The sequence below is a fragment of the Streptomyces sp. GbtcB7 genome (assembly GCF_019091445.1).
Lineage (GTDB): Bacteria > Actinomycetota > Actinomycetes > Streptomycetales > Streptomycetaceae > Streptomyces > Streptomyces mirabilis.
Window position 1 is genome coordinate 135025 of the sequence record NZ_JAGXJM010000020.1, and the last position, 21609, is coordinate 156633.

The window sequence follows — 21609 nt, forward strand, 5'->3', positions numbered from 1 at the left end:
GGCGGAAGAGAGAAGGCGGGACATGGCCGCATCCTGGACGCGGTGGCGGTGGCTCACTCTGTTGGTCCTCGCCCTGGCCCTCTACGTCATCGTGCGGGCGGCCAACACTCCGCAGGCCACCCCTTCGCACGTCGCCCCTCCGCGTGCCACTCCTTCACCCGCCACTCCTTCACCCCCCACTCCTTCGTCCGGCACCCCTTCGTCCGCGACCACTCCGTCTCCGGCAGACGCGGTCTATCCGTAGGACAGGTTGGAGCACACGTCGTCGTCGGCGGAGCGCGCGTCACGCGCCACCGAAGTGGGGAGGGCGGTGGGCGTGGACGCGGGTGAGGCCGACGTGCTGCCCTTGGCGGCGTAGCTCCGGCCCAGGACGACGTCGACGCCCGCGCCCGGCACGGAGTTCAGTTCGGCGCCGGGAAAGAGCCGGGCGACCGTCTCGGCCCGGGTCCGCAGGCCCGCGCCGTACTCGATCACCGTGTCGGCGCGGTCCCGGTCGACGGCGTTCGCGGTACGGGTGACGGTGAAGCCGTGCTCGGTGAGGGCCGTCGCGGCGCGCGAGGCCAGGCCGCGGGTGGTGGTGCCGTTGTAGACGGCGACGTCGATACCGTCCCCCGACACCTCCGCGGCGGTGCTGGGCGAGGTGGCCGCGGTGGCGGTCCGCCCGCCCTGCTCGCCCTTCTTGCCACCGGTGTCGGTGCCGTCGAGGGTGCGGTCGGCCTTGAGCGCGGCCCACAGCTGATCGGCGTCCGGCTGGACGATCGCGACCCGCTCCCCCTGGTACCGCCAGGGGATGGTGGCGAACTTGGTGTCGTGGAGGTCGATGTTCTTCAGGGACATCGCGAACGAGATCAGCCGCTTCGCCGTTCCCAGCCCCGGGTCGACGGTCAGCGACTTCGTCGCGGCGTCGGCGAGCGGCAGCAGTCCGGTGGGGGTGAGCCCGTCGCTCTTCACCTTCTTCACCAGGCTGGCGACGAAGGCCTGTTGGCGTTTGATGCGGCCTATGTCGGAGCCGTCGCCGATGCCGTGCCGGATGCGGACGTAGTCCAGCGCCCGCTGCCCGGAGAGGTTCTGCTCACCCTTCCTGAAGAGCAGCCCGCCCCGGGTGGCGCGGTTGGGGTTGAGATCCTTCTCGTACACGTCCTGCGGGAGGCACACCTTCACCCCGCCGACGACCCGCGTCAGTGCCGCGAAGCCCTTGAAGTCGATGACGACGGTGTGATCGACGCGCAGGCCGGTCAGCTTCTCGACCGTGTTCTGGGTGCAGGCCGGGTTGCCCTTGGCCGTCTGCCCCACGGAGTACGCCTCGTTGAACATCGTGTTCGGCCGCGTCCTGGTCCACTTCCCGTCCGGAAGCTTGCACGGGGGGAGGGTGACCAGTGTGTCGCGAGGGATCGAGACGGCGACGGCGTGCCGGTGGTCGGCGTAGACGTGCAGCAGGAACGCGGTGTCGGAGCGGCCGATGTCGCCCTTGTCGCCGCCGCCCAGCGCGCTGTTTCCGTCCGTGCGCGCGTCCGAGCCGATGACGAGGACGTTCTCGCCCTTCGTCGAACTGGCAGGCCGGTCCTTGGAGAGACCGTCGGCGCCGAAGGTGTCGATGTTGCCGTTCAGCTTCAGATAGATCCAGCCGAGTCCGGCCGTGCCGAGCAGGAGAACGGACAGGGCCACGATGAGGGCGATCCGCAGAGGGCCCCGTCTGCGGCGCGGCGGTCGCGCCCGGTCACTGGTCGTCACACGTGTGCTCTCATCCGTCCGACTCATACGTAGGGGACGCTCGGCCCCGCCCGATGGTTGTAAAGTTGCGCAACGTAGCAACAGTGAAGGGAAGAGGTGGGCGGGATGCTCCGCAACGGACTGGAACCCTGGCACCTGCTGATCGTGGCGATCGTGATCATCGTGCTGTTCGGCTCGAAGAAACTGCCCGACACCGCTCGCGCGCTGGGCAAGTCGATGCGCATCCTCAAGAGCGAGGCCGGCGCCATGAAGCACGACGGCACCACACCCTCCGCCGTGCCCTCCGCCGCGCCCCGGTCCGAGAGCGCGCCCGAGGCCGCGTCGGCCCGCCCGGCCGACGAGGGCACCACGACCCGCTGAGGGTCCTCAACAGGCCCGCCCTCCGGCCTGGGCGGCCGAGGTCCGAGCCCCGGGTGTCTACGAGGCGGACTCGGCGGTCCACGTGATGTGCGGGGGTTCGACCCGCGCGCACAGGGGATTGCCGTGAGCGTCGGTCAGGCCGAGACGTCCGACCAGCAGGCCCTCACGCGCGGCGGCGGCGAGCACCTCGGCGGGGACGACGTCGAGCATGAGCTTGGCGCGCCGGAACATGCTGAAGACGCCCGACTCGTCGACCGTGCCCCACGACAGATAGATGAACCGGCGGCCCAGACGGTCCTGCACGTAGGGCCCTTTGACGTCCGTGCCGGTCGGCGAGGCGAGCGCGGTGCACTCCAGGGTCCAGGTCGCGGACGCGGCGTCGCCGGGCTGCGGTTCGAGGAGTTCGGCCGGATGGTCCCGGCGTTGTACGGCCACGTGGATGTTGTCGTACGTCGGCGCACCGCTGCCGACGGGGGCCGGGCAGGTGCGGCCGGGCAGGTCGACGGCGTCGATACGGATGCGCATGCCGACCATCATCCCGCCATTCCGGCGACGGTTCTCCACGAGCTGCCATGCGACAAAGGGGACGATACGATGAAAAACGGCCTCGCATCTCATGGGGCGCCCCGCTGAACGAGCGGGGCGTACTGCCCAGATGGGGTGATGCGCGCACGGCGTGGCGGAGCGAGGCCTCCCCATCGGTGTCCTGTGCGACCGATGTCACGGGTGACGGAGCCGTCGCGCCCCACCGGCCCCCACCGGCCGCACTGGTAGCACCCGAGAGAGGTGGAAAGATGAACCGGACACGCCGTCTCGCAGCACTCACGTTCGTGGTCGTCCCCGCACTCGCGCTGGGCCCCGCGGTCGCCGCCCACGCGTCGCCCGCCACCGCGCCGGGCGCCGCGCCCCGCGCGACCTGCAATGTCGAAAGAGAGTCGAACGGCAAGTACCACCTGTGGGGTGTGGGATTCCCCGGTGGCGCCAGGGTGACCTTCTCGGGCTCCAGCACGGGCACCGTCTCGACGGACCACACGGGAAGGTTCGACGTCGACGGTCTGAGCGGAAGCAAGTTCGTCGTCAAGACGGCCCACGGGAAGACGACGCTCACCTGCGCCAAGGTCACTCACTGAAGTCTCCGCGCGCTGCGCGTTTCTGGCGCGCCGTCAGCCCACTGGCCGCGAATCGACGTACCCCCAGGTTCCCGACCTGGGGGTTTCGCGCGGGGCGAGACGCCGTGGAGGACGGGACGGGCTCCTAGCCGATGCCGGTGCCGACGCGGATGCCCCGCGCGAACGGCTCGAAGATGTGGCTGAAGGTCCAGGTGTCCTGGGCGATGCCGGAGCAGGAGTTGGCGCCGGCCGTGCCCACGCAACCGCCGTTGTCGCGCTGGAGGGCCCAGAACGAGAGCGTGTCGATGCCCTTGGCCACCGCCCAGTTCTCCACCTTCACCGCGTCCTGCGGGGTGAAGGTCTCCTCCGGGCCGTAGTCGTCGATGCCGGGCATCTCGGTGACGCCGATCATGTGCCAGAGCTTCGCCGGGCTCTTCTTCGGGTAGAGCGCGGCGAGTTGGTCGTGCAGCCCGGAGGCGGCGGTCTTGGTGTCGGCCGCCATGTCGTGGGTGGCGCCGTCCCAGTAGTCGAACGTCATGATGTTGACGACGTCCACGCGCGCGCCGTTGTCGACGGCGTTTCGCAGCAGCGCCACGCCGTTGGGTGCGAGGCCGGTGGCGGTGGTCGGCAGAGTGTAGGAGAACTGCACGCTGCGGCCGGTCCGTTCGGCCCAGCGCTCCACCTTGGCGATGGCCTTGTTGCGGCGGTCGATCCCGGCGGTGTTGTTGATGGAGTCGGCCTCGATGTCGAGGTCGATCCGGGTGACGCCGTAGGTCGTGACGAGGCTTTCGTAGACCGAGGCGATGGCGTCGACGTCGGTGCAGCTGTCGGCCAGTTCGGTGTTGGTGGTGTCGGCGCTGTAGCCGCCGAAGGACGGGATGACGTTGCCGCCGCGCGCCTGGATCGCGGCGATGTCCTCGCCGAAGGTCGCCTTGGCGATCGGCTGGGTGGAGGCGCCGTTCCAGTACGCGGTGCACGAGCCCGCCGCGGCCGTCTGGAGAAAGGCCATCGTGAGGTACTTGTTGCCCGACTCGGCGGCGAGCGCGGCGGGGCTCTCGCCCGTCCACGCCTCGAAGTACGGCGCCGCCACATGCGCGGGCATGTGCCGCGCGGCATGCGCGGGTGCCCGCTCCGCGGCGAGCGCGCCGCCTCCGCCGAGCGCGGCCAGCCCGGCTGCGAGAGTGGTCGCGGTGGCGCCGGACAGCAGCGCGCGAAGTGGCCCAGATCGTCTCATGGACTCTCCCATGGTGAAGGAAGAGCAGGTGGGACAGCGGGAATCCGGAAAGGTTCGTGCGATGTCCACCGGTCGGTACACGCCGGAGAGCTCTCCATGACCAAGGGCGAACAGGGACCATGGTTGGACTAGACCAATTGTCTGTCAAGGTTCTTTACAGTTAACTGTTCAAAACATGGCGCAGTCGCTCTCGGAACCGGGCTGTTCCCCGGGAGAGTCGCGCGGCGAGTGTTGTTCAGCAGCCGGTGCCGGTCGGGGTGAATTCCATACGGGCGTGCTCGTCCGCGCCATGGGCTTCGTCGTAGGTGGCCCGGGTGACCTGGTACCAGACGTCGTCCCTGGCGGTGTCGCCGTCGACGTCGTCCAGGCTCACGCACCACCGCTGCGACCGAAGGGTCCGGGTGTACGTCTCGGTGCCGCTGCGGACCTTCTTGCAGCTCTGGTACCGCTCTGTGGTGTACCAGGTGCGGGTCGTCCGGTGCGTGCCCGTGCCCGTGCGCTGCGTGTGCCTGACCTGCCTGGTGGCGGACGCGCACTTCCTGACCAGGTGCGGGCGGGTGGCCCTGGTGGTCTTCGCGGCGAGGTGGCGGACCGAGTCCTTGCGTCCGGAGACGGTGTCCGGGCTCGGCGGAGCCTCCTGGACGGTGCCCGTACTGCCCTGACCGGCATCGGTCACGGCTCCCGGGTCCGCGCCGCGTGCGCTGCCCCCGTCCCCGCCCCCGCAGGCGCCCAGCCCGGCTATGAGAACCGCGGTCGCTCCGGCCACCAGCAGCCGCTTGCCGAACATGTGTCCCCCTGAGGTCAGCGGCGGTCAGCGTAACGGATCACCGCTCGCGCGGCGCGCGCGAGGCCAGGGGGAATCTTGCGTTGTCAGAAGACCTGCGTGAAGCAGCCGAAGCCGATCACGAGCACCGCCACGATCGCTGTCAGGGCTCTGAGGGCCTGCGGTGTTCTGGTCGTCATCCCGGACTCCTTCCTGTTCACAGGCAGTAACGGACGAGCCACTCGTCCGCGCTGTACGCGTCTCGCGCCGGGTCGGGCACCGTGGCGGGCCGCTCCTCGATCGTGTCCTCGACCCGAACGCGCTCCGGCAGCGTGCCGAACCGCGCCCGGCGTGCCGCCTCCGCGGCGTCGGGGGCCGTCTCCGTCCGCTCCGTCTGTGTCATCTCGCGTACCTCGCTTCGGTAGGTGCACCCCGGTCGGCGACATCGACCAGTCACCTACTCAACTGGTGATGATGCCCAGATGTTCCGGCCTCGCGCATCACCTGTCAAGATGGTGATGTGAATCTGGATCACGTCTTCGTCTGCGGGAACCCGGCCCTCGACTTCGCCGCGACACTCCGCGCCCGCCGCTCGCTACGGTTCGAGATGCTCGCCTCGCCGGACCGCCTCGACGCCTGGTACCTGGAGTCCGGAGTCGTCGACTCCGTCTCTGGGAGCCAGGACTCCGACGTCGGGCGGGCGACGGCGGTGCGGGAGGCCGTCTACGCGCTGGTCACCGCGCGCCGGCTGGGCGAGGCGTACGACGACGAGGCCCTGGCCGTGCTGAACGCCGCGGCCCGGAACGCCGCGGCGACACCGCAGCTCACCCCGGCGGGCCGGTGGACGGCGGCGACCCCGGAGGAAGCGCTGTCGACCGTGGCGCGGCTCGCCGTCGAGCTGCTGGGCGGACCGGATGTGTCGCTGCTCAAGGAGTGCGGCAACCCGGAGTGCACCCGGATCTACATCGACCGCTCGCGAGGCATGCGTCGGCAGTGGTGCGGCATGGAGTCCTGCGGCAACAAGATCAAGGCCGCGGCCTACCGCGCCCGTAAGAGGGAGACGCGGGCGGTCGCGACCGCCTGATCGACGGCCGGCGCCGCGCACCGGCTCAGTCGCGGGCGGGTGACTCCTGCGGCGAGGATGCCTTCGCCGGCAGTTGGAACCACATGGTCTTGCCGGTGGCGGTACTGGTGCTGCCCCAGGCCTCGGCGAGCAGATCGAGCAGGTCGATGCCGCGCCCGCCTTCCGCGTCGGCGTCGACGACACGCCGTACGGGCCCGGTGGGGTCGGTGTCCTCGACCTCGCACCGCAGTCGGGAGTCGCGCACCTGCAGGTTGAGCCGCAGCGGGCCGCGCGTGTGGCACAGGGCGTTGGTGACCAGTTCGCTGACCAGGAGCTCGGCCGTGTCGGCCAGGTCCTGCAGACCCCAGTCGCCCAGTTGTGCGGTCACCAGGCGTCGGCCCTGGCGGACCGAGGTCAGCTCCCGCGGCAGGGGCCAGGAGGCGTCCCAGTCGGTGGCACGGCCGCGAGGCGCGTCAAAGGGGCGTACGGGTGCCAGCGTGCGCGACCAGAGAGCCTGGTGCCGGGCGAACCACGAGGTGAGTGCGGCCTTCCGCCCCGACTCTTCCTGTCGGCGGCGGCAAAGCCGGGCAACGAGTCCCCTGTGCGGGGTCGCGGTGAGGCCGATGGCCTGGAAGGCCATGGAGAATCAGTCCCTTCTGAAGCGTCGGCGGCCATGGCTGCCGCGGCGGCGGAGCTGCGTCGGTGACCGGGCCGGGCATGTCGGGCCCCGCATTCACGTAGCACTCGCTACATTTCAAATATACGCGTAGCGGGCGCTACAGTAAATACCTCAGCGAAAGCAATTAATCGGACATCGCACCTCCGACCGCACTGGGGGCCTCCATGCCGCGCCCGCCCGACCCGGCCAAACGACGCGCCCTGCTGGACCAGGTCCGCGAGTACATGATCCGCAATGGCGTGGCTGACCTGTCCCTCCGCCCGCTGGCCCGGGCCCTGGACACCAGCGACCGCATGCTCCTGTACTACTTCGGCACCAAGGAACGCATGGTCGCCCAGGCGCTCGCCCTGGACGAGCGGCGACCGCTCCTGCGCACCCGGAGCCTGCTCGGCGCCGTCGACGCTCCCAGGGACCCGGCGTGGGTCCGCCGCTTCATGGAGGAGGTCTGGCGGCAGTTCGCCGACCCCGACCTGCGTGCCGCGCTCCCCCTCTATCTCGAGATCATGGTCACCGGTCTGCTCCACCCCGACCGGTACGGCCCCGTCATGCGCGACACGCTCGCCGAGTGGACGGCCCTGCTCACCTCCGTCTTCCGCGACATGGGCCTGCCCGAGGCGCGAGCGCGCACGGAGGCCGTCCTCCTGGTCGACGCGTGCTTCGGCCTGATCGTCGGACCCGTGGTCGACGGGGACTGGGACGAGGCCGACGCGGCCTTCCGCGTCCTCCTCGACCGCCTCGAACCCGGCTGGCGAGTCACGTAGCGAACGCCGCCCCGCTGCGCGCCCCGCTGGGGGAGACGCCGTGGGCGACGTCGCGCGAGGGGACGTACGAACCGGTACGTTGGGAATGAAGGGCACATCTCCGCCCCCTGTGGGAGACCCACCATGCGCAGGATCAGTCAGCGCTGCCTGAGTGCGGTCGCGGGCCTGGCCGCCGCCCTCGTCGTCGCCCCGCCGGTGTCGGCCGCGACGTCAACCCCGTACAGCCGACCGGACACTCAACAGCGCACGCAGGTGTTCCAGTTGGTCGCCAAACAGACCCAGACCGAATCCCTCGACCTGGGCAAGAAGGGGCTCAGCCGGGGTGACGAGCTCGTCATCGCCGAGGACCTGTACCGCGACGGCCGGAAGATCGGCGACCACAGCGTGGTGTGCGTCCATGTCCACCTCGATCCGGACGAGCTCCAGTGCGTCGGCACCTTCGCTCTGCCGCAGGGGCAGATCACCTCGCAGGCGCTGCTCCACCTGCCGCCGGCCCCCTCCATCGACATCGCCGTCACCGGCGGTTCGGGTGCCTTCAGTTCGGCTCGGGGCTACGTCCACACCGTCCCCGCCGGGAAGACGGTACGGAACCTCACCTTCCACATCACCCTTGACGCCCCATCAGGAACCTGACTCCGTCGAGAAGAAAGACATCCGCATGGACCTGAAACTCGAAGTCATCGTGTTGCCCGTCTCCGACGTCGACCGGGCCAGGAGTTTCTACGAGGCGGCGGGATTCCGGATGGACGCCGACCACGCCGCCAATGACGACTACCGGGTGGTGCAGTTCACGCCGCCCGGCTCCGAATGCGCCATTATCTTCGGCAAGGGGGTCACCTCCGCCGAGCCCGGTTCGGTCCGGGGCCTGTACCTCATCGTCCCGGACGTCGAGAAGGCCCACGCGGAGCTCAGCGGCCGAGGCGTCGAGATGAGCGAGGTGTTCCACGACGCCGGAGGGATCTTCCAGCACGGCCATGGCGCCCAGGGGGTCACCCACCAGGGCGGGGAGGCGGAACGGGTGCCCGGCCCGCACCCCGACCGTGCCGACTACGGCTCCTACGCCACCTTCAGCGACCCGGACGGCAACGGCTGGGTGCTCCAGGAGGTGAGGAAGCGGGCCCCAGGCCGCTGACACCGCGTGCCCGCGACCGTAGACCAGGCTGATATCCGGAGGCAGGGATGACAGACAGCGACCATGGCCACAGCCATGGCACGACCGTTCTCGACGACGGCGCCTCGTCATGACCGCCGCACCCGGCGTTCCCGGCACCCACCGCCGGTCCGACCTCGCCGACCGGACGGTCGTGGTCATCGGCGCCGGCGCGGGAATCGGACTCGAGGCCGCCCGCCAGGTACGTGCGGACGGCGGCCGGTTGGTCCTGGTCGGCCGCAACCCCGAACGGCTGCGGCAGGCCGCGCTGGAGCTGGAACCCGTCGGCACGGCCGCGTTCGACGCCACCGACACCGACCGCCTCCAGCGGTTCTTCCAGGATCTGCCCGGACCGGTCGACCATGTACTGGTCACAGCAGGCGGCCCCTACTACATGCCGTTGGAGAGCATGGACCTCGCCGACGCCCGCCGCGCCTTCGACGAGCGCATCGCCCTGGCCCTCGGGGTCGCCCTCTACAGCCGTGACAAGATCCGCGCCGGTGGCACCCTGCTGTTCATCGGCGGCACCGGCGGCCGACGCCCCGGTGTCGGCATGGCCGTAGCGTCGGCCGCCACCGCGGCTCTGCCCGCCCTCGTCGCCAACCTGGCGCTCGAGATGGCGCCGGTCCGGGTGAATCTCATCGCCGCCGGATTCGTCGACACCCCCCTGTCGGCCTCGCTGCTCGGGGACCGGCTCGATGCCCGGCGCGAGGAACTGCGGACCACGCTTCCCATCCGACGGGTGGTGGGCCCGGCCGACGTCGCCGCTCTCGCCGTACACATCATGTGCAACGACGCGCTCACGGGCGCGACGTACGACATCGACGGCGGCCAGCAACTTCTCCCGAACTGAGAACCACCCGGGGCCAGTTGCCGTTCAGGAGTTGTCCTCATCGTGAGCTTTGTCGTCACCGGAGCCTCCGGGCATCTCGGCCGTCTGGTCGTCGAGGGACTGCTGGAGAAGGTCCCGGCCGCCGACTACGCGGCCGACGCCGTGGCGGTGCTCACCGGCGAAGGCCACGAGGTCGGCGCGGGGATGCCCGAGCTGTACGCCAGGATCATGGCGGACGCCGACGCGTCCTTCGCCAAGGGTGAACTGGGCTTCACGGGTGGGGAGTTGTGCCGCCTGGTCGGCCGCCCCACCACGCCGATCGGCGACACCGTCGCGGCCGAGGTGGTCGACGGCCTCGACCACTCCTGACCCATAGTCAGTTGTTGGGGTGTGGTCAGGGTTTACTCAGGGGCGTTCCCTGATGAGCCGGGGTGTCGGGGCGGAAGAGACTCGTGGCCGGGCCGTTCGACCGCCGGTCCGATCGCCACCACTCTGGAGAGCCTCACCGTGAACTCCTTTGCCGCCCATACCCGTTGGTCCACCGTGGCCGCGTCCGGCGCCGTGCTGGTCGCCCTGGCCGCGGGTACGGCCGCTCCCGCCTCTGCCGTCACCCCGGCACCAGTGCCCGCCACCGCCGCCGCGACCGACGCGCCGCTGCCCGGGCTCGACCCGGCAAAGCTCCGGGCGGCCATCGGTGGCCTGCCGAACGCGGACGTCACCGGCGCGCTGCTGCGGATCACCGGCAGCGCGGGCCACTGGTCGGGCACCTCGGGCGTGGGCGACCTGGAGACCGGTCAGGGCGTCCCGACCGACGCGCACATCCGGATCGGCAGCATCTCCAAGGTCTTCACCGCCACCCTCGTCCTCCAGCTCGCCGCCGAGCACCGGATCGACCTGGACAAGCCCGTCCAGCAGTACCTGCCGGGTGTCCTGCCCGCCGACCTGCCGCCCGTCGAGGTCGGTCAGCTGCTCAACCACACCAGCGGCCTGCCGCGCGGCGCCGCGAGTCCGGACTTCGGCGACGGCAGCCCCGAGTGGTTCGCCGCCAACCGCCTCAAGAGCTTCACCCCGCAGCAGGTGGTCGACACGATGGCGGGCCAGCCCATGCAGTTCACGCCGGGCACCGCGCAGCAGTACAACGGGATGAACTACTACGTCGCCGGCCTGCTCGTCGAGAAGATCACCGGACACACCTTCGCCCACGAGGTGCGCTCCCGGATCGCCCGGCCCCTCGGACTGCGCGACACCTACGTCCCCGACGCCGACGACCCGCGCCTGCCCGGCCCGCACTCCCACGGCTATCTGACGGTCACGTCCTCGGACGGCACCGCGCACCCGGTGGACGTCACCGAACAGAGTCCCTGGCCCTGGGCCGAGGGCGGCATGATCTCCACTCCCGCCGACCTCGACCGTTTCATGACCGCTCTCTTCCGTGGCCGTTTCCTCCCGCCGGCCCAGCAGGCCGAGCTCTTCACCGTCCCCGACGTCCCCAGCTTCCACAGCAGCCAGTGCCGCACCGAGGCCGACGCCGGCCGTGCCTGTATGACCATGGGCATCATGAGGGTGAAGGCCTCCAACGGTGTCGTGGTCTGGGGCAAGACCGGCTCCCGCCCCGGCTGGACCAGCGGCGTGTTCGCCACCCGCGACCTCTCCCGCAAGGTCGTCTACTCCGTCAACCCGACCAACCTCGACGGCACCGAGATCCGCTACGTCCAGCAGATCGCCGCCGCCTCCTTCGGCACCGTGGTCCCGGCCACGAACTGACCGCATCGCTCCGTTTTCGCTGGTCGTGGCAGTGGCAGCGCGGTGTGCGTCGGCAGGATGAGCTGCCTGTAACAGGGGTAACGTGAACTCGTGACCTACGGCGCAAATGCGAAAAAGTCTGAAATGTGATGCCATGCCTCGCCGCCGCACCGATTCGTCCAGTGGGACCGCAGAACTGCTGAACACGCTCGGTGATCTCACCGGCCGGATACTGGACCGGATCAAGGTCCAGCAGGCCCGCGTGGAACTCGCTGCCGCGCTGCAGCGCCAGGTCCTCGCCGCCGAGTTGCCGGTCCTGCCATACCTGCACGTGGCGGGACGGTACGCACCTGCACGGGACGGCCTGGACATAGGAGGCGACTGGTACGACGGCTTCCTCATGCCGGACGGCTCGGTGGGATTCGTGATCGGAGACGTACAGGGCCACGATGTCGAGGCCGCGGCTCTCATGGGGCAGGTGCGCACCTGTCTGCGTGCCGTCGCCACCGCCACCACGGACCCGGCGGAGGTGCTCCGGCGCACCAACGACCTGCTCGTCGCCATGGACTGCGGGCTGTTCGTGACCTGTTCGTTCCTGCGCTTCGACCCGGTCACGAGCGAGCTTGCCGACGCCCGCGCCGGTCACGTCCCCGCCGTCTGGGCCATGGCGGACGGCCCCTGCGACATCGTCCTGAACGACGGCGGCCTGCCGCTGGGCATCCGGGCCGGCGAGAGCTACCCGTCGACCCGCCGACGGCTCACCGGCGTGGGCGCCTTCGTGCTGCTCACCGACGGCGTGGTGGAAGGCCCCAGCTATCCGATCGAGGAAGGCCTCGAACAGGTGGTCGGCCTGGTCAACGGCGCCTGTCGCACCGACCCCGATGAGCTGGCCGCGCAGGTGATCAAGGTGGCTGATCTCACCGGCCACAGCGACGACGCCGCGGTCCTCGTCCTTCGTTACGGAGGGCTCCGGGACGAGCGGTGTTCCGGACGGTCCCAGGACCAGCGGCAGGGCGAAAGATGAGCGGCAGGCGTGGCAGGTGCGACCCCGGTGCGGCACGCTTCGCCCGGTGTGACCGCTGTGGTGGGCGAGGATGAGCGATGCGGCGCGCGGTGAGCGGCTCCGGCGGTACACCGTCAAGGGCCTGCAACTGGCTGCCGTCGCGGCCGCCTACTACGTCAGTGCCAAGATCGGGCTGGAGCAGCAACTGGTACGAGGGCAGGTCACGCCGCTCTGGCCGCCCACCGGCGTCGCTGTCGTCGTCCTGATGCTCTGGGGCCTTCGCATGTGGCCAGGAATCGCTCTCGGGGCGTTCCTGGTGAACGTGATGCTCGGGCCGTCGATCCTCCCCGTGCTCGCCATCGCGGTCGGCAACACGCTCGCCCCGGTCTGCGCCTACCTCCTCCTGCGGCGGGTGGGATTCCATACCGCACTCGACCGGCTGCAGGACGCTCTGGCGCTGGTCTTCCTCGGGGCCCTGAGCGGGATGGTGATCAGCGCGACGGTCGGTACGGGAGCCCTGGTGGCCTCCGGCGCGCTGCCTGCCCATGATTTCTGGCCCACCTGGTCGGTGTGGTGGACGGGCGACGCGATGGGGGTCCTGGTCATCGCGCCGTTGCTGCTGGCCGCGCGCACCGTCCGATGGCCACGCGGCGCACCTGTCCTGCGCTGGGTCGAGGCGATCGCCCTGGTCGGCGGCACGGCCGCGGTCAGCGTGCTGGTCACGCACAGCACGGTCACCCTTCTCTTTCTCGTCGTCCCCTTCCTGATCTGGGCCGCCTTCCGCTTCCAGCTGGTCGGCGCCGCGCCCTGTGCGCTGATCGCTTCCGTGATCGCGATCGACGCGGGTGCCGCCGGGGCGGGTCCGTTCGCCAGTCACGATCTCCTCGCCAAGATGGTCATCCTGCAGGCCTTCAACGGCACCGTGTCACTGACGGCCCTTCTGCTCTCGGCGGTCGTCACCGAGCAGAACCGCACCCTCCGGGAGATCGAAGAGGCCTGCGGGCGACTGGCGGAGGCGCTGTCCCGGCTCGCGCCGGACGAGACGCTCGACAAGTGGCCACCTTCCCGCCCGGAGGGGCGGGATCATCAGAAGTAGCACCGCCCTTGAAAGCCCGGTGGCGCGGTCGGCGCACGTCCACCCGGCGCAGCGTGAAGCCGTCGTTCGGTGACCGTGACGGTGGCGGACTTCCAGTGATGGCCGGGGCGCACCCGCTGCACGACGGCGGCCCGCCCGCTGAGCAGGCCACTGCTGATCGCGGCGATCGACCCGTCCGGCAGGAGCACGGAGGCGTGTCCGTGGCGGTCCAGGTCGGCGTACCAGAGCGCGTCCGCTGTCGGCGTCGTAGCCGGCGACACCCGCGACCCGGAACCTGGTGGCGGGCGTGGAGCGGTCGGCCAGGCCGTGGTCCACGTCGGTGGCGAGAATCCGGTTCCGCCCGGACGGCCTCACTCTGTGGACTACGACCCGGCTTCCCGGGACGACCCCCGGACCCTGGCGTCGACGACTTGTGTGAAGGCGAGTTGGTCCGAGCGGTGGCCGAAGCCGGCGTCCTGCTCGGTGGCTTCGAGGACGCGTCAGGTGCGTCTCGACCGACGGGCCAGGAGCTTGCCCAGTTCCCACAGGAGCAGGAGCGCGAGGGCGGCCAGCAGCGCCCAGCCGAACTGCCGTGCGTTGATCTGGGTCGTCCCGAGGATGCGGCGGAAGCCGTCCAGCTGGGTCACCAGCACCGCGAGTGCGAACTGGGCCAGTGCCACCCAGTTCATCTGCTTGCTGTCGAAGGTGGACGTCGTCAGCACCGAATCCGTCTCGCTGCGGCACTCGAACGCGGCCACGATCAGACAGAGGGCGAAGGCGGTGAACGCGATCGACCGACCGATCTCGACGTTGTCGAAGTGGGTCTGACCGAGCTTGATCAGTCCGAGCAGCACGACGGTGATCGCCAGTCCGCCGATTCCGACCGTGACCAGGACGGGCCGGGTGAGCACCGACTCCCCTCGGGGGCGCGGCCTGCGTCGCATGAGCCCGGGGCTCTCCTGGTCGAAGCCGAGCGCGAAGCCGAAGGAGGCGTTGACCACGAAGTGGATCCACAGCACCTGCGGCGGGGTGAAGGGTTCACCGGCGGCGATGTTGAAGACGGTGGCGCCGAGAAAGGTCAGCACGAAGGTGACCAGCAGGAGCAGTACGAAGCGGATGTACTTGGTGAGGTTGTCGTAGATTCTCCTGCCCTGCTCCACGGCGTAGACGATGGTGGCGAACTTGTCGTCGGAGAGGATCATGCGTCCGGCGTTCTTCGCCACATCCGTGCCGCTGCCCATGGCGATACCGATGTCGGCGGCCTTGATGGCGGGTGCGTCGTTGACGCCGTCCCCGGTCATCGCCACGACATCGCCCTTCTTCTTGAGCGTGTCGGCGAGCAGCACCTTGTGCTCCGGCGCGACGCGCCCCACCACACCGATGCCGTCGATACGGGCGAGTTGCTCGTCCTCGCTCATGGCGGCGAAATCGGCGCCGAGGATCGCTTCGCCGGGAATGCCGAGCTGCCGCGCGATCGCCGCACCGGTGGTGACGTCGTCACCGGTCACCATGCGGACCCGGATGTGCCCCGCCTGGGCGCCGGCGATGGCGGCCTTGGCGTCCTCGCGGGGCGGATCGACCATGCCGACGAGACTGACCATCCGCAGCTCGGTGACGTACGCGAGCAGGTCGCCGTCCGGATCGAAGTCGGCCGGGTCCAGGTCACGGGTGGCCGCGGCCATCACCCGGCGACCCTCGCCGCCCATCCGTTCGGTCTGCGCCTCGGCACGTGCGACCAGTTCGGCGTTCCACGGGATGGTCTCGCCCGCCGCGAGCGCGGTGGCGGCCCGCGCCACCACCGCCGGGACCGCGCCTTTGACGAAGCATCGGACGACCTGACGCCCGGAGGCGTCGACCGCCGAGTTGAAGGTGGCCATCAGCTTGTAGCCCGGGTCGAACGGCAGCGTGGCGAGCCGGGGAAGGCTCTCCCTGGTGGCGTCGATGTCCAGCCCGGCCTTGTGCCCGAGCACCAGCAGCGCGCCCTCGGTGGGATCGCCCACCACCTTGCCGTCCACCAGCTTCGCGTCGCCGGCCACCACATACGGCAGGATCGCGTCCTCGATGCCCGTGGAGGACCCCGCGGCATGGTGGACCTTCCCGTCGAGCCCGTAGCCCGTGCCCGAGACGGTGTACCGGTCGGTGGGACTGACGACTTCGACGGCGGTCATCTGGTTCATCGTCAGGGTGCCGGTCTTGTCCGAGTTGATCGCCGACGTGAACGCCAGGGTCTCGACCGACGGCAGTTCCTTGACGATGGCGTTCCACTTCGCCAGGTTGAGGCTGCCGACGGACAGGATCGCCTGGGTCACGGTCGGCAGGGCCTCGGGGATGGCGGCGATGGCCAGCGAGACCGCGCTGACGAACAGGACGTCCCAGGCCTGGTCCCGTTGCCGTCCCAGGGCGAACATCACGATCATGGTCAGGCCCGCCGCCCCCGTGATCCACAGCGTCAGGGCGTCGAGCTCCCTGGCGAGCGGCGGTACCTCCTTCTCGGTGGCCGACAGCATCCCGGAGATCTTGCCGACTTCGGTTCCGGCGCCGGTCGCGGTCACGACGAGTACGCCGCTGCCGTGGGTGACCGGGGTGTTCATGAACGCCATGTTCGTCTGGTCGCCGGGTGCCGGTCCGAGGCCCGGCAGCGTGCGGGCGTCCTTCGAGGCGGGAACGCTCTCGCCGGTGAGCGCCGACTCGTCGATCTGCAGGGCACTGGCCTCGATGATGCGTCCGTCCGCCGCCACCTGGTCCCCGGCGGCGATGAGCACGATGTCGCCGACGACCAGCTGTTCGGCGGGGATCTCGGCCTCCGTCCCGTCCCTGCGCACCCGCGCCGTGGCCTTCATCATCGACTGCAGCGCGTTCATCGCGCTCTCGGCCTTGCCCTCCTGACGCAGGCCCACGACCGCGTTCAGCAGGGTCAGGACGATCAGCAGGATCGCGGTGGTCCACTGTTCGATGAGCAGCGAGACGATCGCCGCGGCCACGAGGACGATCTGCATGTAACTGCGGTACTGCTTGAGGAACCGGTGCCAGGCCGGAGTTCGCCTCTCCTCGGGCAGCGAGTTCGGGCCGTGCGCGCTCAGGAGCTGCGCGGCTCGTGCCGCGGAGAGACCGACCGCGGGATCGACGTCGAACGCCGCCACGACCTCCTCGGGGGCGTGCGTGCACCAGCTGTCCCCCGAAGCCCGCGGCTGTTCTCCCACGGAATCCGACCGCACCGTCATCGTTCTGCCTCCGATCCGTGGTCGCGGATGCGTCCGGGCGGGTCGTCCGCCGATCCGACAGGTCTCCTAGCCGTGCTGCTTCTTCGCCTTCTTCGCCTTCTTCGTCGGTCGGCCGGTGGCTCGAGCGGACGACGGATGTCGGGAGGCGTACGGATCGGCCGGGGCCCCGGCGGGGGCTTCCTGCTCCAACTCCCGTTTGGTGACGAGCAGCTCGTTCCGCGCCTCTTCCCCCACCTCGGGGTACTGAGGATCGATGTCGATCAAGGCGTGAGCGAGGACCGCCGCCGCGCAGATCCGCGCGAACCACTTCCGGTCCGCCGGCACGACGTACCACGGCGCCCACTTCGTACTCGTGGCCGACAGCATTTCGGAGAACGCGTGCTGGTAGTCGTCCCACCGGCGCCGCTCCCGGACGTCGGCCGCGGAGAACTTCCAGTTCTTCTCCGGCAGGTCGATCCGCTTCAGGAAGCGGGTGCGCTGCTCCTCCTTGGACAGGTTCAGGAAGATCTTCACCACCTTGAACCCGTTGTCCGTGAGGTAGCGCTCCCAGTGGTTGATCTCCCGGTAGCGCCGGTCCCATATGCCCGGCCCGAGTGTGTCGTCCGGCAGCTTCTGCCGGACCAGGTTCTCGGGGTGGACTCGCACCACGAGAACCTCCTCGTAGTGCGAGCGGTTGAAGATGGCGATCTCGCCGCGCGTGGGCAGCCGCTGGGCGTAACGCCACAGGTAGTCGTGGTCGAGTTCCTCGGTGGAGGGCACCTTGAAACTGCTGACCCGTACGCCTTGGGGATTGACGCCGCTCATCACGTGGCGGATCGTCCCGTCCTTGCCTCCGGCGTCGAGTGCCTGGAGGCAGAGCAGTACGCCGTACGTGTCCTGGGCGGCCAGCCGCTCCTGGTACTCGGCCAGCAACGACACCCCGGTCCGCAGCAGCTCGATCCCGTCCCGCTTCTTCAGACCGGCCTTGTAGCGAGGATCGAAGTCCCGGTCCAGGCGCACCTCCGCCCCCGGTTCCACCCGTAGTGGCCCGATCAGCGACCCGATGAAATCCGCGATGCGTTCGGCTCTCTCGTCCGACATCACTTATCAGTCCTTTTCCGGGACCGGCGTTCGACCGAGGGGCAGGCGGCCCTCAGCCGCGCCACCATGTTCCGGATTCCCTCACGGGCACCAAGTTCCGGATTCCCTCGCGCTCATTGTCTGCTCGCCCCGACAAGATCGCCCTTTGAGGCCGAGTACACATCGTGCGCCCGGTTCCGGTTTCACCCGTCGCGGGTGAGGCGACGGCCACGGCAGTGTCGAACGCTTGGCGTGGACAGGTCGCCGATGTGTGCCTGCCCGAGCTGCCGCAGCGCGTCGGAGCGAGCAGGGAGATCTTGTGAACCGATACCCGCCCATCGCGGAGCACGGCATGGTCGGCGATCTCCAGACCGCCGCCCTGGTGTCGTCCGGCGGAACCATCGACTGGTGGTGCACGCCCCGCTTCGACTCGCCCAGCCTCTTCGCCTCACTCCTGGACAGCGAACGCGGAGGGCATTGCCGTCCCGCCGCGGAGTCCCCGGCCCCGGACGGCAACGGGAACGGGAACGGCGACGGCATGACGGTCCGGCAGCTGAAAACGACATCACCGCTCGCTTCACCCTGTCCGCCGGCCAGACGGCCGCAGTGGTGCTGACCAGCACAGCAAGCAGCGATCCCGCCCCACAGCGCCCGTCCCTGGAAGGGGTCGCCGACGCATTCGAGACGTGCCGCGCCTTCTGGCTGTCCGTCAGGGCGTTGATCGATCTGGGCTTCCAGGAGGAGGCGCACGCCTTCCGCCGCTGGCTGCGCGAGCGCAAAGAGACCCTCGACCACCTGGAGGGCTACCTAGGGTCCCGTCCGGTGCGGGCGGGCAACGCGGCGGCCGACCAGTTGCAACTCGATATCTACGGCGAGGCGTTGGACGCCCTCATCGTGGGCGGTGACATCGGTGCGATCCGCGGGTGGAAAGCGCTGAGTGACGTCCTGGACTGGCTCGCCGACAACTGGGAGCAGCCGGACGAAGGCATTTGAGAGATCCGCGGCGGCCGTCAGAACTTCACCTACAGCCGGCTGATGACATGGGTGGCGTTCGACCGCGCCGTCCGCGCGGCGACCGACTTCTCCCGCCCCGTTCCTTCGACATCGTCGGCGCGGTCCTCTCGGCCGTCGGCCTCGTCCTCGTCGTCATGGGCATCCTGACCGCGGACAACAACATCTGGCTCATGATCGCCCTGTTGGTCCTCGGCGCACTCGCCGCCGCGATGATCACCCTGGCGGTCTTCGGCCTCGGCGGTCTGGCCGCGGCAGTGTTCCTCCCTCGGGAAACGGGATCCAGCACCGGGCGCACCCCTCGGACCACAGCCCCCAGGACGAGCGCTTAGTCACCCCAATGTGCCGTGAAGACCCTCGAGTTGGGAAGCGACGGCACGTGCGTCGCGGGCCGGTTTCCGGCCCCCGCCCCCTGCCGGCGTCGGACCCTCCCCGTGCTAGGTTGCGCTCCTTGATCGTGAAGGTTATGTGGGGGCCTTTCATGAAGCTGGTGCGATTCTCGCCGCCGACCGCCGCAGCGCTACTCCTGGGACTGACCACCGTCATCGGTCCCGGCGCGGTCGACTCGTACGCGGCGTCGGACGTACCGTTGCCGATCGCGCACTTCGCGCACATGGTCGTGGACGCTCCGCACGGACACCTGTTCATCAGCGGCGGCGCCGGCACCGACGGCATTCTCGTCACCGACCTGGACGGCGGGAACCCGACGATGATCAGTGGTGAGCCGGGTGCCACCGGTCTCGCCCTCTCCGACGACGGATCCGCGCTGTACGCGGCTCTCCCGGGCCAGGACGCGATCGCGGCGATCGGCACGGAGAACCTGACCGAGTCGGCTCGTTACGGCACGGGCGCGGGCACCCGTCCGGACTCGCTGGCCGTCGCCGGGGGCACTCTCTGGTTCGGGTACGGCACGGCAGGCGACGGCGGCATCGGGTCCGTCGACGGGTCCGGTACGGTCACTTTGCGGCAGGGTTCCGGTACTTGGGCAGCACCGCCGACGCTGGCGACGACCCCGACGCCCTCCGGCGTACTCGCGGCCGCCGTGCAGACGGGCGACACCTCCGCCTTCGTCACGTACCAGGCCGAGGGCGGTGCGCTGACCCGGCAGGCCGCGAAGGCGCTGCCCGTCCCCGACCTGAGCGACTTCGCGGTCACGGCGGACGGGCTGCACCTGGCGGTCTCGTCCTGGTTGGGCGCGAGCGACCATCGGTACCGCACCTCGGATCTGGCGGTGGACGGGCGATTCGCCATGGCGGTGGGCCCCAGCGCTGTCGCCGTGGCCCCGGACGGCACCGTGGCCGGCGGCGAGAACTACTACGCGTTCGAGACATTTCCGGAAACGGGTGAGGGCTCCTACGAGCAGTACGAATTCGGGTATCCGGTGAGCCTGGCCGTACACGGCCTCGCCTGGGCGCCGGACGGGAGCCGGCTCTACGCCGTGGGCGTGGACGCCTCCGGGGGAGCACCGAGGCTCCGGACAGCTCGTAACACGGAAACCGCGTGGGTCCATCTCTACGGACGAGCGACCGCCACTCCGCTCGCCCCCGGTGAGGCCTATTCGTTCCGGGCGGGCTTCGATTCGCCCCTCAGCCTCGGCGCCGGAGAATCCATGATTCCGGGCGCCGTACGGATCACCCGCTACGACGCCGCCGATCCGGACGGCGTGCTCATCCCGGACCCGACGACCACCCCGGCACGCATGCCGTCCGACTTCTTCGGCTCCTACTACGTCTCCGGCACCGCTCCCCTCACCGGTCCACTGAGCTTCCGCGTCGACTATTCCGGAAGCGGCCACTACGGCCCCGCCGCCCAGACCTTCGACATGCCCGTCGCGAAGTACGCGCCCACCATGGCGCTGACCGCCGCGTCCACCGCCGGCCGAGCCGCGCCGACGACCGTCACCGGGCGTCTGACCTGGCCGCACGCGCACGTGAGGACCGGCGCGGTCCATGTCGTCAAGACGGACCTGGCACACCCCTCGGGCTATTCGGTGGGCACCGTGCCGCTCGCCGCCGACGGCAGCTTCGCCTTCCACGACACCCCGCAGGTCGGCGGTGCGAACACCTACGCCTTCACCTACGACGGTGGCACGTCCTACCTTCCGGTCACGGCGTCGGCGAAGGTGCAGGTGTCCCGAGCCACTCCGAGTCTGAGTGTGACGACCGACGCGAAGTCGTACCACTCTGGTGCGACCGTCAAGGTCACCGCGCACCTGGGGACCACGTACAACTCGCGTCTCGTGACGCTGTACGACCAGCCCGCGGGCAAGCCGCGGGCGCAGCTCAAGAGCGGCAAGGTCGACGCGCACGGGAACCTCGTCGCGTACTACAAGGTCACCCGCAACACCGTCTTCAGCGCGGCCTTCGCGGGCGACTACCGCTACGCGCCGCGCACGGCGACCACCACGGCGACCCTCACGCCGACGGTCCGGACGGCGATGCAGTACCCGCTTGCGACCACCCGCATCGGATCCACCACCTACCAGGTCTTCTACAAGTCCGAAGTCAACATGGGCTTCGACCTCCAGGTCACTCCCCATCAGTCCGGCGGCTGCACCACGGTGTACCTCGAGCACTACTACTCGGGGGCCTGGCATCAGGCCACCTCACAGAGTTGCGTGCCCTGGTACGGCGACGGCTGGTACGGCTACGGCCGGGCCCTGAAGCTCTTCGCGAGCAACGACCACTACCGGATCCGCGGCCACTACACCCCACCGACCAAGGACGCACAGACCACCGGCGCGTGGAGCCAGTGGACCTACCTCACGATCCGCCCCGGCAGCCCTTCATGAGGCCAAAGCCCTCGGGCTCGTCCA

The 21609-nt window shown here is 69.8% G+C and carries 21 protein-coding genes and 2 pseudogenes; 14 read left to right on the plus strand and 9 right to left on the minus strand.

The window, feature by feature from the left end; translation table 11 throughout:
• Positions 1-234: 234 nt before the first annotated feature.
• The gene (locus KVT44_RS30150; protein WP_217570018.1) at positions 235-1758 is read right to left on the minus strand and encodes an LCP family protein; all 1524 of its coding nucleotides are present in this window, start codon (positions 1756-1758) and stop codon (positions 235-237) included.
• 78 nt (positions 1759-1836) lie between these two features.
• Between KVT44_RS30150 and tatA the strand changes: the two genes are divergently transcribed.
• Positions 1837-2091, plus strand: coding sequence for a Sec-independent protein translocase subunit TatA (gene tatA / locus KVT44_RS30155; protein ID WP_217570020.1), 255 nt, complete (start codon positions 1837-1839; stop codon positions 2089-2091).
• 57 nt (positions 2092-2148) lie between these two features.
• Here the strand turns inward: tatA and KVT44_RS30160 are convergent, their stop codons facing one another.
• On the minus strand, positions 2149-2616 hold the full coding sequence (locus KVT44_RS30160) for a DUF5990 family protein (protein WP_254650056.1): 468 nt from the start codon (positions 2614-2616) through the stop codon (positions 2149-2151).
• Positions 2617-2885: 269 nt separating this feature from the next.
• On the opposite strand from KVT44_RS30160, the gene KVT44_RS30165 reads away from it, so the two are divergent.
• Positions 2886-3221 (plus strand): hypothetical protein, encoded by a 336-nt coding sequence (locus KVT44_RS30165; RefSeq protein ID WP_217570022.1) that lies wholly within the window; start codon positions 2886-2888, stop codon positions 3219-3221.
• A gap of 124 nt (positions 3222-3345) precedes the next feature.
• Here the strand turns inward: KVT44_RS30165 and KVT44_RS30170 are convergent, their stop codons facing one another.
• The 3 genes from KVT44_RS30170 to KVT44_RS30180 all read right to left on the minus strand — a co-directional run bounded on the left by KVT44_RS30170 (position 3346) and on the right by KVT44_RS30180 (position 5600).
• Positions 3346-4434, minus strand: a complete 1089-nt coding sequence (locus tag KVT44_RS30170) for a chitinase (RefSeq protein WP_217570024.1) — start codon at positions 4432-4434, stop codon at positions 3346-3348.
• A gap of 235 nt (positions 4435-4669) precedes the next feature.
• Positions 4670-5221, minus strand: coding sequence for a hypothetical protein (locus tag KVT44_RS30175; RefSeq protein ID WP_217570026.1), 552 nt, complete (start codon positions 5219-5221; stop codon positions 4670-4672).
• A 193-nt stretch (positions 5222-5414) separates the two neighbouring features.
• Positions 5415-5600 (minus strand): hypothetical protein, encoded by a 186-nt coding sequence (locus KVT44_RS30180; protein WP_075031728.1) that lies wholly within the window; start codon positions 5598-5600, stop codon positions 5415-5417.
• Positions 5601-5717: 117 nt separating this feature from the next.
• On the opposite strand from KVT44_RS30180, the gene KVT44_RS30185 reads away from it, so the two are divergent.
• Entirely contained in the window at positions 5718-6281 is a 564-nt protein-coding gene (locus KVT44_RS30185) for an ABATE domain-containing protein (RefSeq protein WP_217570028.1), read from the plus strand.
• Positions 6282-6306: 25 nt separating this feature from the next.
• Here KVT44_RS30185 and KVT44_RS30190 read toward each other — a convergent pair whose 3' ends face one another.
• Complete coding sequence (locus KVT44_RS30190) at positions 6307-6900, minus strand: ATP-binding protein (RefSeq protein WP_254650057.1); 594 nt, start codon at positions 6898-6900, stop codon at positions 6307-6309.
• Positions 6901-7103: 203 nt separating this feature from the next.
• Between KVT44_RS30190 and KVT44_RS30195 the strand changes: the two genes are divergently transcribed.
• From KVT44_RS30195 to KVT44_RS30230, 8 genes and pseudogenes are all read left to right on the plus strand, one after another.
• The gene (locus KVT44_RS30195; protein ID WP_217570030.1) at positions 7104-7700 is read left to right on the plus strand and encodes a TetR/AcrR family transcriptional regulator; all 597 of its coding nucleotides are present in this window, start codon (positions 7104-7106) and stop codon (positions 7698-7700) included.
• Positions 7701-7823: 123 nt separating this feature from the next.
• Entirely contained in the window at positions 7824-8333 is a 510-nt protein-coding gene (locus tag KVT44_RS30200; RefSeq protein ID WP_217570032.1) for a dirigent protein, read from the plus strand.
• A gap of 25 nt (positions 8334-8358) precedes the next feature.
• A complete protein-coding gene (locus tag KVT44_RS30205) occupies positions 8359-8832 on the plus strand; it encodes a VOC family protein (protein WP_217570034.1) in 474 nt (157 codons plus the stop codon).
• 109 nt (positions 8833-8941) lie between these two features.
• Complete coding sequence (locus tag KVT44_RS30210; RefSeq protein ID WP_217570036.1) at positions 8942-9703, plus strand: SDR family oxidoreductase; 762 nt, start codon at positions 8942-8944, stop codon at positions 9701-9703.
• A 120-nt stretch (positions 9704-9823) separates the two neighbouring features.
• Positions 9824-10051 (plus strand): annotated as a pseudogene (locus tag KVT44_RS30215) (KR domain-containing protein); the annotation flags it as partial.
• Between the two features lie 138 nt (positions 10052-10189).
• On the plus strand, positions 10190-11446 hold the full coding sequence (locus tag KVT44_RS30220; RefSeq protein ID WP_308314151.1) for a serine hydrolase domain-containing protein: 1257 nt from the start codon (positions 10190-10192) through the stop codon (positions 11444-11446).
• Between the two features lie 133 nt (positions 11447-11579).
• Positions 11580-12449, plus strand: a complete 870-nt coding sequence (locus tag KVT44_RS30225; protein ID WP_217570041.1) for a PP2C family protein-serine/threonine phosphatase — start codon at positions 11580-11582, stop codon at positions 12447-12449.
• Between the two features lie 70 nt (positions 12450-12519).
• Positions 12520-13524, plus strand: a complete 1005-nt coding sequence (locus tag KVT44_RS30230; RefSeq protein ID WP_190172596.1) for an MASE1 domain-containing protein — start codon at positions 12520-12522, stop codon at positions 13522-13524.
• On the opposite strand, the gene KVT44_RS30235 is transcribed toward KVT44_RS30230, so the two are convergent.
• The 3 genes from KVT44_RS30235 to KVT44_RS30245 all read right to left on the minus strand — a co-directional run bounded on the left by KVT44_RS30235 (position 13515) and on the right by KVT44_RS30245 (position 17804).
• Positions 13515-13784, minus strand: a complete 270-nt coding sequence (locus KVT44_RS30235; RefSeq protein WP_217570043.1) for a hypothetical protein — start codon at positions 13782-13784, stop codon at positions 13515-13517. The genes KVT44_RS30230 and KVT44_RS30235 overlap by 10 nt on opposite strands.
• Positions 13785-14003: 219 nt before the next feature.
• Positions 14004-16724 (minus strand): HAD-IC family P-type ATPase, encoded by a 2721-nt coding sequence (locus KVT44_RS30240; protein ID WP_217570045.1) that lies wholly within the window; start codon positions 16722-16724, stop codon positions 14004-14006.
• Positions 16725-16790: 66 nt separating this feature from the next.
• Positions 16791-17804: a polyphosphate kinase 2 family protein gene (locus KVT44_RS30245; protein ID WP_217570047.1), complete on the minus strand. Its 1014-nt coding sequence runs from the start codon at positions 17802-17804 to the stop codon at positions 16791-16793.
• A gap of 298 nt (positions 17805-18102) precedes the next feature.
• Here KVT44_RS30245 and KVT44_RS58450 point away from each other — a divergent pair.
• The 3 genes and pseudogenes from KVT44_RS58450 to KVT44_RS30265 form a co-directional block, all read left to right on the plus strand.
• A pseudogene (locus tag KVT44_RS58450) lies at positions 18103-18836 on the plus strand (glycoside hydrolase family 15 protein); the annotation flags it as partial.
• Complete coding sequence (locus KVT44_RS30260) at positions 18824-19126, plus strand: hypothetical protein (protein WP_217570161.1); 303 nt, start codon at positions 18824-18826, stop codon at positions 19124-19126. The pseudogene KVT44_RS58450 and the gene KVT44_RS30260, both read left to right, overlap by 13 nt.
• 149 nt (positions 19127-19275) lie before the next feature.
• Positions 19276-21585, plus strand: coding sequence for a hypothetical protein (locus KVT44_RS30265; RefSeq protein WP_217570051.1), 2310 nt, complete (start codon positions 19276-19278; stop codon positions 21583-21585).
• Positions 21586-21609 lie beyond the last annotated feature (24 nt).

Excerpts from the sequence above, each read along its gene's own strand:
- KVT44_RS30150 (WP_217570018.1), bottom strand. The coding sequence starts at position 1,758 with ATGAGTCGGACGGATGAGAGCACACGTGTGACGACCAGTGACCGGGCG.
- tatA (WP_217570020.1), top strand. The coding sequence starts at position 1,837 with ATGCTCCGCAACGGACTGGAACCCTGGCACCTGCTGATCGTGGCGATC.
- KVT44_RS30160 (WP_254650056.1), bottom strand. The coding sequence starts at position 2,616 with ATGCGCATCCGTATCGACGCCGTCGACCTGCCCGGCCGCACCTGCCCG.
- KVT44_RS30165 (WP_217570022.1), top strand. The coding sequence starts at position 2,886 with ATGAACCGGACACGCCGTCTCGCAGCACTCACGTTCGTGGTCGTCCCC.
- KVT44_RS30170 (WP_217570024.1), bottom strand. The coding sequence starts at position 4,434 with ATGAGACGATCTGGGCCACTTCGCGCGCTGCTGTCCGGCGCCACCGCG.
- KVT44_RS30175 (WP_217570026.1), bottom strand. The coding sequence starts at position 5,221 with ATGTTCGGCAAGCGGCTGCTGGTGGCCGGAGCGACCGCGGTTCTCATA.
- KVT44_RS30180 (WP_075031728.1), bottom strand. The coding sequence starts at position 5,600 with ATGACACAGACGGAGCGGACGGAGACGGCCCCCGACGCCGCGGAGGCG.
- KVT44_RS30190 (WP_254650057.1), bottom strand. The coding sequence starts at position 6,900 with ATGGCCTTCCAGGCCATCGGCCTCACCGCGACCCCGCACAGGGGACTC.
- KVT44_RS30195 (WP_217570030.1), top strand. The coding sequence starts at position 7,104 with ATGCCGCGCCCGCCCGACCCGGCCAAACGACGCGCCCTGCTGGACCAG.
- KVT44_RS30200 (WP_217570032.1), top strand. The coding sequence starts at position 7,824 with ATGCGCAGGATCAGTCAGCGCTGCCTGAGTGCGGTCGCGGGCCTGGCC.
- KVT44_RS30205 (WP_217570034.1), top strand. The coding sequence starts at position 8,359 with ATGGACCTGAAACTCGAAGTCATCGTGTTGCCCGTCTCCGACGTCGAC.
- KVT44_RS30210 (WP_217570036.1), top strand. The coding sequence starts at position 8,942 with ATGACCGCCGCACCCGGCGTTCCCGGCACCCACCGCCGGTCCGACCTC.
- KVT44_RS30225 (WP_217570041.1), top strand. The coding sequence starts at position 11,580 with ATGCCTCGCCGCCGCACCGATTCGTCCAGTGGGACCGCAGAACTGCTG.
- KVT44_RS30230 (WP_190172596.1), top strand. The coding sequence starts at position 12,520 with ATGAGCGATGCGGCGCGCGGTGAGCGGCTCCGGCGGTACACCGTCAAG.
- KVT44_RS30240 (WP_217570045.1), bottom strand. The coding sequence starts at position 16,724 with ATGACGGTGCGGTCGGATTCCGTGGGAGAACAGCCGCGGGCTTCGGGG.
- KVT44_RS30245 (WP_217570047.1), bottom strand. The coding sequence starts at position 17,804 with ATGTCGGACGAGAGAGCCGAACGCATCGCGGATTTCATCGGGTCGCTG.
- KVT44_RS30260 (WP_217570161.1), top strand. The coding sequence starts at position 18,824 with ATGGGTGGCGTTCGACCGCGCCGTCCGCGCGGCGACCGACTTCTCCCG.
- KVT44_RS30265 (WP_217570051.1), top strand. The coding sequence starts at position 19,276 with ATGAAGCTGGTGCGATTCTCGCCGCCGACCGCCGCAGCGCTACTCCTG.